This window comes from Woronichinia naegeliana WA131 (assembly GCA_025370055.1).
GTDB lineage: Bacteria > Cyanobacteriota > Cyanobacteriia > Cyanobacteriales > Microcystaceae > Woronichinia > Woronichinia naegeliana.
On the sequence record CP073041.1, the window covers coordinates 2398311 to 2409473 of the forward strand.

At 40.8% G+C, this 11163-nt stretch carries 7 protein-coding genes and 1 pseudogene; 3 read left to right on the plus strand and 5 right to left on the minus strand.

All coding sequences use genetic code 11. The features are described from left to right. Positions 1 to 446: 446 nt before the first annotated feature. From KA717_12295 to KA717_12305, 3 genes are all read right to left on the minus strand, one after another. Positions 447 to 2615, minus strand: a complete 2169-nt coding sequence (locus tag KA717_12295; protein UXE63338.1) for a caspase family protein — start codon at positions 2613 to 2615, stop codon at positions 447 to 449. Positions 2616 to 2645: 30 nt separating this feature from the next. Continuing rightward, on the minus strand, positions 2646 to 3818 hold the full coding sequence (gene sat / locus KA717_12300) for a sulfate adenylyltransferase (protein UXE63339.1): 1173 nt from the start codon (positions 3816 to 3818) through the stop codon (positions 2646 to 2648). 121 nt (positions 3819 to 3939) lie between these two features. Further along, on the minus strand, positions 3940 to 4086 hold the full coding sequence (locus KA717_12305) for a DUF2256 domain-containing protein (GenBank protein ID UXE64640.1): 147 nt from the start codon (positions 4084 to 4086) through the stop codon (positions 3940 to 3942). A 752-nt stretch (positions 4087 to 4838) separates the two neighbouring features. Here KA717_12305 and KA717_12310 point away from each other — a divergent pair. Next, entirely contained in the window at positions 4839 to 5573 is a 735-nt protein-coding gene (locus tag KA717_12310) for a hypothetical protein (protein UXE63340.1), read from the plus strand. A 365-nt stretch (positions 5574 to 5938) separates the two neighbouring features. Here KA717_12310 and KA717_12315 read toward each other — a convergent pair whose 3' ends face one another. Further along, entirely contained in the window at positions 5939 to 6982 is a 1044-nt protein-coding gene (locus KA717_12315) for an IS630 family transposase (protein UXE63341.1), read from the minus strand. Further along, the gene (locus tag KA717_12320; GenBank protein ID UXE63342.1) at positions 6975 to 7457 is read right to left on the minus strand and encodes a hypothetical protein; all 483 of its coding nucleotides are present in this window, start codon (positions 7455 to 7457) and stop codon (positions 6975 to 6977) included. The genes KA717_12315 and KA717_12320 overlap by 8 nt, the downstream gene beginning before the upstream one ends. A gap of 344 nt (positions 7458 to 7801) precedes the next feature. Here KA717_12320 and KA717_12325 point away from each other — a divergent pair, with 344 nt between their 5' ends. Together KA717_12325 and KA717_12330 are read left to right on the plus strand one after the other, a co-directional pair. Beyond that, a complete protein-coding gene (locus KA717_12325) occupies positions 7802 to 8881 on the plus strand; it encodes an IS1 family transposase (protein ID UXE63343.1) in 1080 nt (359 codons plus the stop codon). Between the two features lie 512 nt (positions 8882 to 9393). Further along, positions 9394 to 10731 (plus strand): annotated as a pseudogene (locus KA717_12330) (IS5 family transposase). Positions 10732 to 11163 lie beyond the last annotated feature (432 nt).

The following is an 11163-nucleotide window of genomic DNA, read 5'->3' on the forward strand; positions in this document are numbered from 1 at the left end:
GATCGGGAATTTATTCCCCATAAAGGGGGAGACAGGAAGAGGTACAGTTCCTATCTCGCTTCTCAGCCGAAGTCCGCCTATCCTGTACGACGTAAGGTTCGCTTCGCCAAGGTTATCTGAGCTTGTTAGGTCAACTACACTGTCTTACCCCTCGTAAAACTGTTTAATGGTTGACGATAGAGCCACAAACTAGCGACGCATTCGTGGGTATCTTGACTCAGATAACGTAGTCCTCGAAGGACTGTAGGCTGGTCAGCTAACTTCAGTTAGAGGCACGAGAGCCGTCTTCACTTCAGTGCGGGGTGCTGACAGAAAAGGAATAGACAAGTAATCAGTTTAATCAAACCAAAAGTCGTTTGGACAAACTGTGGTATTAATTAGGAGAAGAAATCATAGCACAGTCTTCGCCATTCAAGGCGTTGCGATCACCATTCTAAACGCTTTCCTTAGATAACGCGATAACGAAAAATTAAAGTAGTCCAGGTTTGGGTATCTAGGCAATAAGCATCATTATTAAAATTGAGGTTAGTCGGTAAAGCTGCTGGCGACTGCTGAAGATCCTTGAGGAGGGATTGAATCACCGTCTGAAAATTATGGAGTTCCAGAATCTGTCCTCCGACAGTTTTGGTCGGAGACGTTTTGGGAAGATTAACGGCCAGCGTTTGCCAAGTCTCAGTAAAGGGCTGTAAGGACGCAACGACATGAATGCAAGATAGTCCCCCAATGCGGGCTAAACGCCAAATGACGGAACCTTCCGTGGGAGGGATAAGTACGGTTTGTTGCGGTTCAATCTGTCCGCGATGCTCTCCTTCATACCAGGCGATCGCCTTACCATTGGTATCAATTCCTAATAAAAGGAAATAGAGCGGTTGGTCTCGATAGTTTTCTAAACGATATTGGAGATGACTAGGGGCGGAAACATCAACAAAAGCTCTGATTTCTAGAGCCGCTAGGCTGGTGGTGTGGGGAAAAGATGAGCGGCGGGTCTGGTGTTGTAATAAAGGAAGATTGGTGGGAGTTTGTTGCACCTCCAAGGTAACTTTTAGACCCAAGGATGAGGTCTGTTCATTTTCCGTTAAACGGTAAATTTTGAGGGCACGAGCTTGGGCTAACTTATCTCCTAATTCTGCGATCGCCGATTTAATCGTCACTTTATCCCCCTCCCTGGTGCGCCAAAGAATGGTTCCTCCTTCAGAAAAGAGTCCATAGCCACCTTCTGCAACCTTGCCAAACAAACAATCGGCTGCTTGTTCCCCTTGATTAATCACCTTAATCAGCAGAGGCATTGTCCCGACTCCGCTTTCGGTAAGGGCAGAGATCGCACTAGTGGCATCAACTCGTTCAATCCGATCCAATTGACCATCCAGGGCGAGGGTCAAGGCCATTTGTTTGGGAATGAAGCGCAGAGATTCCTGCAATCTTTGGCCAGGGCGAAGTGTAACCTGGGGCGTAAGGATAGTCGCTTTCGCTTGCAATCCAGTGCGTTCGCTGATTTGGACTAAGAACCTATCTGGAGACTGAACAAAGGTATCACTTGGCCATGAATCGGGAATAATTTGAAAACAGGAATTGAGAGTGGCCCCTTCTAATACATTTCTGGCCATTCCCGTCAATTTTAGTGTCACCGTTGTCGGATCTAAAATTTGGGTAATCACGGCTTCGGCCCCAATCAAGGGATCGGGAAGGGAAGCATAGATAAATAAGGCGGTATTTTTTCCCAATTCTCCCTGGGGCTGTTGTTGATCATCCACTAGGGCAGCGATCGCCTCTGTTGCTTGACAAAGGGCAACATTAATCCGACTAGGGGTTGATACCTGCCAAAGGGATTGGGTCAAGGCATAGGTAAAAAGACCCGCACTCCATCCCTTACCTTGACATTCGACGGCCACTTGATGGGGGTGAGCGGCTAATAAAATAACCCCAGGGAAAACAGGAGCTTGGGAAGAGACCAAAATCGGATTCTCAGAACTAGAGGTGATTGGCAAATGGTCATAGGCCCGTACTCGTAAATTGCCAAGAAATTTCTGCCCTAAACTGCGAGGACTGACATCCAATACCAGCGTGATTTTATCGGTGGCGAGGGAATTAGCCCAGGACAACAAGGTTGATTGTCGTAAATTGAGAGTCGATTCTGCCGGTAAGGCATCTGTTGGTAAAAGTGATATCTCGCGCTTGTTCAAGGCGTTTGGTTCTTCCCCGATCGCCAGCGGCTGACCATAGCCACTAAAGTGAAAGATGACCACGTCTCCCGCCTGGGCCTGTTTGACGAGATGCTCTAGAAAAGCGGTTTCAATATTGGCTCTAGTTGCCTGTCCATCGGTAAGGGTGACAATATCTGCGGGTTGAAAACCGTAACGCTTAATCAATAAATCCCGTTGCAGTTCCACATCCGTCACACAACCCGCTAAATTCCCCCAAAAATACTCAGGAGCATTACGGACAGTCTGATACTGATTCACCCCGACCAATAGGGCCAATTTCCGCGAAACAGTAGCCGCGATCGCTGTCTGATGATATTGTTGCCAAGCCAACCGAGAGGGTAAAGCTGCCCACCCTATCTGTCCTAAACCTAGGCTCAATAAACTTTGTAACACTGTCCGTCGGTCAACGCTCATAACGGCGATCGCCTTTCCGCTTAATCGATATTAGGCATTATTTTTCATGGCTCGAATCAATTCTGCGGCCACTTCTGGACGAGAAAATTCCGGCGGTGGTAGTTTACCTTCACGCAACAAGGCTCGCACCTTGGTGCCGGATAGATGAATTCGATCCTTGGGCTCACTAGGACTTGTCTTGGTTGTCGCCATCTGCTGAGTCCGAGTGCAATAGAAAGCATGTTCAAACTTCATGGGAACAATACCCAACTCTTCCGGCTTAAACTCATCAAAAATATATTGAGCATCGTAGGTTCCGTAATAATCTCCGACACCCGCATGATCCCGACCCACAATAAAGTGAGTACAACCATAGTTTTTCCGAATCAGAGCATGGAAAATGGCTTCCCTGGGGCCAGCATAGCGCATAGCCGAAGGATTAATGCCTAAAATCACTCGGTCTTGGGGAAAATAATGCTCCAACATGATTTCATAGCAACGCATTCGCACGTCAGCCGGAATGTCATCTTCCTTCGTTGCCCCGACCAGGGGATGAAGAAAAAGTCCATCTACAATTTCAAGAGCGCATTTTTGAATATATTCGTGGGCACGGTGGATGGGATTACGGGTTTGAAAGCCCACAATGGTTTTCCAGCCTTTTTCTTGAAAGGATTGACGGGATTGAGCCGGATCAATCTGGTAGGCAGGAAAAAGAGGATGGAGATCTCGCTGTAACAGCCAGATTGGCCCTGCCAAGTTAATGGGACCTTGCTCATAAACGACCTTGACCCCTGGGTGATTATAATCATCAGTACGGTAAACGTTGACCGCTTCATGGGCCTTAACGTAGCGATATTTCTGGGTTAATTCCAAAATGCCAATAAAACGACCTTGAGGATCATCTAAGCGAACCCAACTCCCCTCTTGTAACGGTTCTGCCACTTCCTCACTCACTGAAAGCGTAATAGGAATAGCCCAGGGCAAACCATTGGTTAAACGCATATCTTCCACCACAAGTTCATAGTCCGCCTGCTCCATGAACCCTTTCAAGGGACTGAAACCACCGATCGCGATCATCACCAGATCAGAAGTTGCCCGTTCGTCCAGTTGAATGCGAGGTAATTGATCGGCTTTGTCCAAAAATTCTTGCCGTTCCACCGCCGTTGCAATACGGTTGATCAGTTGTCCGCCGTGGGGCGCAATGCCGTCAATAATTGTACTCATAAAGCTAGGTCAATAATAATCCCTATCCCAGCAAGCAAAAATCTTACGAGGGATAGATAAAGATATCAAGGCTTATCTTATCAGTCAAAGTTCCTTACCCTTACCATATTAATTAACTAGTTCAAAAAGACTTGCGACGACGACAGCGTTCCGAACAATATTTCACCTCATTCCAACAATTAGCCCATTTTTTACGCCAGCTAAAGGGGCGTTGACAAATCGGACATATTTTGGTGGGAAGATGGAATTTTGCCATCCGTTTTTTCATGGTTGAAACAGCCAAATTCTCTAGGAATAAATACTCATGACCATCAAAAATTTGGGTCTGAAACCCCGTCGTTCTAGGACGGCTTTATATGGTAGGATACTGGTGGTCACTGACCCACCCAGACGATGGAGACATAAAGCCTAACACCAAAGCTTGCTTTAAACGGCAACGGCGAAGAAAAATCGGCAGACTGGGATAAGAGAAGAGGATAGGGCAATGGGCAATCCACCCCTAGAATCAAAACCAAAGACAAGAATTCTCGGATTGAGACTTCAATACATAGGAACCGCAGGGCTTGCGGGGATAGTCTGTGGAGCGAACATAAGACCATAGAACTCCTTGGGGGTGGAGGCAGTTGCTATGAAGCAGAAACCTAAATTGTGAGGTTTAGGAATCTTCGCCGTTCTACGGCGGAGAGGATGTCAAGGCATTTGTTACGCAATTGTGAAGTCTCTTAAAGACCCTGGAACATCTCAGAAAGACAACAGACTTAAGAAATATAGCGTCCTGATTAAAAGACTCAATTCTATTATTCCTTGTAAGCTGGCCTACCCCCCCCTCCCTATCTGTTGAGTGTATTGCCCATGTTGACCTCTGGCTGCTGGCGACCATCCGTTTCTACCTTATCTCTCTTACTTTCTATGGCTTCAGCGTTACTCTTCCCTTCACTAGCTCAAGCTATCCCTAAACCAGTCTTGCTAGTATCGCCTCCGGAGGTAGAAGTCCTAACAGCGGCTACTTTGCATCCAAACTTGCCTCAAGTCTCTGAGCCTCTAACGACAGAGAATCCTCAAGTAGATGAAGCCAATGAAGACCCTCTCAATAGTCCCTATCCTGTGCCCTGGAATTGGGTGATGAAAACTCAAAATGAATATGCCATGAACAATAGTTCTGGTTTGCGATATTATCGCAGTCCCGCTCTAGTTTCACCCGATGGGCAATATGCGGCCTATAGTCGTATTGAAATGCGAGCCGAGCCAGAATTATATAACTCGAAGGTTGTAAGTGTGGTCTTTTTGGAAAACTTGAAGACGGGAAAATTACAGGTTATTCGAGCCGAGTCGCCCATTGCTACCTATTTAGAAAAAGCGGGTCAAGAGAGTGAAGAAATGGCCGGTGTCATCTCGATGTTGATGCCTATTTCCTGGTCTGCGGATGGCGATCGCTTATTGGCCAGGCAATTAGAGGGAGCCTTTAGTTCTTCGGATGTTTCTGACTATGGTGTAGTCTGGAATCGACAAACTCATCAGGTGCAAACCCTAAGTGCTAGTCCCAATAACGATGAGGATATTAGCAATATTTTACTAGGCTGGAATCAGAATGCTCCTGACCAGGTTCTCTTTCGCACCAGTAATCTAGGAGATGAAACGGAACAATTAGTGAGTGTGAATCTGAACGGCAACGCAAGTTTAGCCAATACGGAAGACGCAATTATCTATGGACAAATAGTTAATCGTAGTTGGACAGGGGCGCAGGCAATTCGCTAAATTTCCCCCTCCTATCGTCTTGTTGGGCTTGATAGGAGGGGGCGATCGCAGGATGTTAAGAGAAGGCATACCAACTGTGAGATTTACCGCTAAAGAGTGCCATGAGAAAACTGCCGATGTGGTGACTGAGTTTTTGGGTGTATTGGGGAGTCATTAAAGTAATTAGCTACTGAATAAATAAGTTAATAATATCTATTAAGGCTATGTAAATTTCAGAAAGTTTTTCCTTTTCTTCTGATGATATTTGACCTTTAGAAGGGTGAAACACCTTATTTCTAGTGCAGATTAGAAAGTCAACTAAGTCTTTAATTCTTTTTTGCGATCCAAAATTTTTAAGTAACTGCTCACGAAATAAACGATATACTTCAAACGTTCATAATCTGAGATTTATCAAAGCGTTGAAATCGTAAGGTGAGCAGAGAATCAAGCTCCTCCTTATATTTTACGTTAGCATCCTCAAGACATCCTGAAATTGCTGCAGAAAACTGCGTAAAATCTTCATAATATTTTGCGTATAAACACTTCTTCTTCACAAACTTCCACAGTCTTTCAATTAAATTCAAGTTAGGAGAATAAGGAGGTAAGTACAGTAACTCTATTCCTAATGATTCTGCCAACTCCTGCACAATTCGGCATTTTTGATAACGAGCATTGTCTAATACCAACGTAATCGGTATTAATAGTCCTAATTCTGCTATCTTTTCTAGGAGTTCACAAACCTGAGTTCCCGTAATATAAGAACTGTTCGTTACCATAATTACTTCATGGGTAATTGCATTTAATGCTCCTAACACATTAAAACGTTTTCTCCCTGATGGTGACTTAATAAAAATCCTCTTGAAGCACCATATAAAATTTACAAATGCTCCCATTACAAAATGAGAGGCATCTACAAAGAAAACTGCCCTTTTTCCTGCTTTTGCCTCTTCTAGCCTTGGTTCTAGCTCTTTTTCTCTATAGCTATCCTGAGCTTCTACATCTGCTTTTGATGGAATTGTTCCCACCTTTAGACACCTCATTCCTATTGACTTTAAAAATTTTCTGACTTGCGTCGGACTTCTTTTTATTCCTGTTAATTCTTCTATTCTTTTTACTGCTTCATTTATTGTTGCTGGTGGATTTGACTCAAAATATGCCTCAATTGTCCCTTGATGCTCTGTTAACTCGCTTTTCGGGCGATTAAATTTTATTTCTTTTAGTTTTTCTATCCCGCCCTCTTGATAATCACGGATATAGCTTGTCACCGTATTTACTGAAACTCCTGCGAATTGAGCAATTTTTTGATGAGACAATCCCTGACTTTTTAGCCATAAAACTTCCATCTTTAGCTGCACTCTAGGATGCGGGTGATTAAACCGACCGTAAGACAACAGTCTTTTGTCTTCTTCTGTAAATTCTAACTTAATCATTTCTCAGCCTCTTGACTAATTTTTCTATTTTTATTATATTATCTCTTATTTTTAGAATTCGCAACCTGTGACCGTGTTTAGTATATTTTACTACAGGTTTTAGTAGTTGAGAAAAATAAACTTTGTCCCAATCAATAAAATTATTTGTATAACATTTTTCATCAAGATGTATTTTTAGTTTATCTACTAATAGTTTTAAAGTCTCTTCAATATGCGTAATCATCCTGTAGGGATGTTCAAATTGCATACAATCTTTTTCTTTGTTTTGAAGAAAAGACAGTCTAAATGCCAACTTAGAATCTTCTCCAAATTGTATAATGTCATTATCATTTAGTGGTTTAATGCCGTTTTTTGCAATTATATGTTTACCGTTTAAATAAACAGCTTTGTATCCTCTTCTGTTTCCATATAGAGATAGAATATGCCACTTAGAAATTAGGAGATGGTATATAAAGTAGTTGAATATGAAGAGCATTAATTTTTATTTTTGTTTCTGCATAATCCCATTTGTTTAAGCAAATATCAGCTTGAGAATCTCCCACTGTAAAAATTCTTTTTCCATGAGGAAATTCTATAAACTCTCCGACTGAATCTTGGTTCCTTGCAATATATAACACTTTAAATCCTGTACTTCTTTCGATTTTAGGCATGATTATATTAAATTAATTTACTGGAACTGGTATCGTCTGATCAAAGTTGGAAAAAGTTATGGTGTAAGGCTTTGAGAAAATAGAAAAATAGTTTAAGACTAGACATCGGCCCGTTTTTATTATACTATTATTATTGTCATTATATCAAAGAAGAAGGAAACAGAAAACAATGTCAATATTAAAGAAAAGCTCTATGAAAATCCTGAATGATGTTGGCTTGTGCCAAGAGAAAGAGGATGCCTTATTCAAGAAAAACTGTCCTCATTGCTATAGTGAAAACGTAAAAATACATTCTCATTATCAAACGAAAGGTAACGGGGAACGTAAAATGTTCATTTGTCAAGAATGTAGTTCTTGTTTTGCTGAGACTTATGGTAGCGTAATCGCTGGCTTAGAAACCCCATTAAGTGAAATTGTAAAAGTATTAAAAGCCAGAATGGAAGGAATAGGATTAAATGCAGCAGCCCGAGTATTCGGCTACGCGAAAACAACAATATTGAATTGGGAAAAGAAATTATCAGGATTACAAGAGACATTATTTTTATACGCCTTAGTGAATGAATTTGTTAAATTAGTAATAGAAGGGGATGAACTATATACAAAAGTTGGAAAAAATAAAGAAGCAAGTGCCTCTGAGGGGTGGACAATCGTTCTCATGGACAGAGCAAGCCGCTTTATTTGGCATTTAAAATGTGGTCGAAAAGAGCAGAAATTATTTCTAGAAGCAATGATGACGGTAGCGGAATTATTTGAAAGGAGTGCAGAATCTCTCCAGTTATTTACAGATGGAGAAAAGCGATATAGTCAACTGCTATTTGATATTTGTCACGAAGTATTAAGGACTGGAAAGCGAGGTCGTCCCACCAAAGTATTACCGAAGGGTATGGTGGTAAGACTAAAAAATAAGAGTAGTAAACGTCGAGATTCTGAGGGTAAACTCAAGAAAGTAGAAACTCCGAAACCAGAACATCCTGAGACAACAGAAAAACCAGAAGAAAAGGACGTCCATGCCAACCACGTTGAGGCATTTAATAGTGCTATCCGACGCTATTTATCTGCCTTTCGTCGTCGTACAAATACTTATGCTAAATCTGTTGTGGGATTACAGCGAGTCCTAGATATTTTCTGGATGGTTCATAACTTTGTTCGCAGCCATTTTACTACGAGAAAAGTTCCTGCTGTAGCTCTCGGTATAATTGAAAAAGGGTTTACTTGGGAGGACTTACTCCAAATTCGCCTGATTTCTTGAACCTCCCGTATTGCAACGTTTGTAGCTTCTAGCTAGACGATACCAGTGCCAATTTACTGGTTACAGATTAAAATGACTTTAGGATAGATAGCTTAGATTTTAGAAGTCCGTGAATTTTATTAATCAAAGATGGTTTTGTTATAAAGTTCACAAATGAGGCTAAAAAGTGTAAAAAGATAAATAAATAAGTAAATGCTGCGCTTAAGGTTATCAATTCTACTACCCCTGCAATATAAGGGATAAAATTTGTTGGAATTGCCGTCTCTATCAAACCTATACAAAAGAGCAATGTTCCACTAAAAAATACCCAAATAGGCTGTGGAAATAGCCAGAGTAAAAAAAGATAAATGCCAGCTATGTAAACAATAATATTTTCGGAAATAATTAGGGCTTGCCGAAAAAAAGCTGAAACTCTTACGGAGAAAAGATAGTAGCCGAATTAAGGACAGGCAGAATACAGGGAAATAGGTTAAAATGGCTTGAAAACCTTGCCGGAAAAGGAGGCAAAACATATGTACGGAAGACAACAGTACGAAACTAAGACACCAGAAAACTTCAAAAATCCGTTCGATGGGCAGTTAGACGCAGAAAATCGTTGGGTAAAAATGTCAAAAATGATTCCCTGGGAAGAATATGAGGAAGAATATGCAAAAAACTTCACAGAGGAAAAAGGAGCACCAGCGAAATCATTTAGAATGGCGTTGGGGGCATTAATCATCAAAGAAATGTTAGGAATAAGTGATAGAGAAACAGTGGAACAAATTAAAGAAAATCCTTATTTACAGTATTTTATAGGAATGGAAAGCTATAGTAGCGAAGAAGCATTTAATGCGTCAATGATGGTTCATTTTCGTAAAAGAATAGGAATGGAATTAATCAATAAAATTAATAAAGAAATGGTAAAGAAGTTCGAGGGAGTAGTGTCAGAAAAAAAAGAAAATGAAGGACAGCTATTGTTAGATGCAACTTGTACACCAGCAGATATAAAATATCCAACGGATATAGGAATATTGAATGATGCCAGAGAAAAAACAGAAGAAACAATAGATGAGCTTTATAAACAAATACAAGGAAAAGAGAAAAAAAAGCCAAGAACGTATAGAGTAGCAGCAAGAAAAGACTACCTAGAGATAGTCAAAAAACGTCGTGTGTCAAAAAAAGAAAGAAGAAAAGGAATAAAAAAACAACTACAATATGTAAAAAGAAACTTGTCTCATATAGAAAAAATGATAGAAGAGGGAGCCAAGTTAGAAAAACTAACGAAAAAGGAGCAAGAAGAGCTTGTAACGATAAGAAAAGTGTATGAGCAACAGTTAGAGATGTATGCAAAAAAGACGAATAAAGTAGAAAACAGAATTGTGAGTATAACCCAACCTCACATCCGTCCAATAGTGCGTGGCAAAGTAGGAAAAGCAGTAGAGTTTGGAGCTAAAATATCGGCAAGTAGTGTGAATGGCTTTGTCTTCTTAGACAAATTGAGTTGGAATAATTATAACGAATCGGGAGATTTACAAGAGCGAATAGAAGAATATAAAAAGGAGAGAGGATGTTATCCCGAATCGGTTCATGTGGATAAAATATATCGAACAAAAGCGAATCGAGCTTATTGTAAAGAGAGGGGAATAAGAATGAGTGGTCCCCGCTTGGGAAGACCACCGAAAGAGGTGAGCAAAGAAAAAAAGGAAGAGGCCCGCTCAGATGAAAGAGTGCGTAATGCCATAGAGGGTAAATTCGGACAGGGAAAGAGAAGATTTAGTCTGGGTCGAGTGATGGCCAAACTTCCTGAAACCTCTGAGACTGTGATAGCGATGAATTTTTTGCTAATGAATCTTTCTACTCTACTTCAGAAGACAAAGAAGAAAACAAAAAGTAAGAAGTTGTAGAGTCGTTTTTCTTCTGAAAAATGGTGTTAATTTTCCTCTCTTTTGTGAGGAGTGATTTTTGTTGACTTTTTGTAGAAAGAAAGGGACAATAGATTAAACAAAATCTGTATTGTGACTTCTTTCCATAAGGAAAAGTTATCTGTGCTTTTTCCGTCCATACTTCCCTAACCCACATTTCTTTCGTTTTTTGACTTTTTCAGCAAGCCCTAATTAATACTTCTTTTAGGTAATCAGCAGTGGCTGCCAAATTAAACTGGGTGATATTTGGTATAGAGTAACCATTAAAAACTAATGAATTAAGCGAGAGAAGAAAAAAACAAATCGTGATTATACATAAAAATTTTCTCCAGTACCAAGCAGGAGTAATAAAACAAATTGCTACATATCCTAAAACAGGAA

Coding starts and splice junctions, on each gene's coding strand:
- KA717_12295 (UXE63338.1), bottom strand. CDS start 2,615: ATGAGCGTTGACCGACGGACAGTGTTACAAAGTTTATTGAGCCTAGGT.
- sat (UXE63339.1), bottom strand. CDS start 3,818: ATGAGTACAATTATTGACGGCATTGCGCCCCACGGCGGACAACTGATC.
- KA717_12305 (UXE64640.1), bottom strand. CDS start 4,086: ATGAAAAAACGGATGGCAAAATTCCATCTTCCCACCAAAATATGTCCG.
- KA717_12315 (UXE63341.1), bottom strand. CDS start 6,982: ATGATTAAGTTAGAATTTACAGAAGAAGACAAAAGACTGTTGTCTTAC.
- KA717_12320 (UXE63342.1), bottom strand. CDS start 7,457: ATGCTCTTCATATTCAACTACTTTATATACCATCTCCTAATTTCTAAG.
- KA717_12325 (UXE63343.1), top strand. CDS start 7,802: ATGTCAATATTAAAGAAAAGCTCTATGAAAATCCTGAATGATGTTGGC.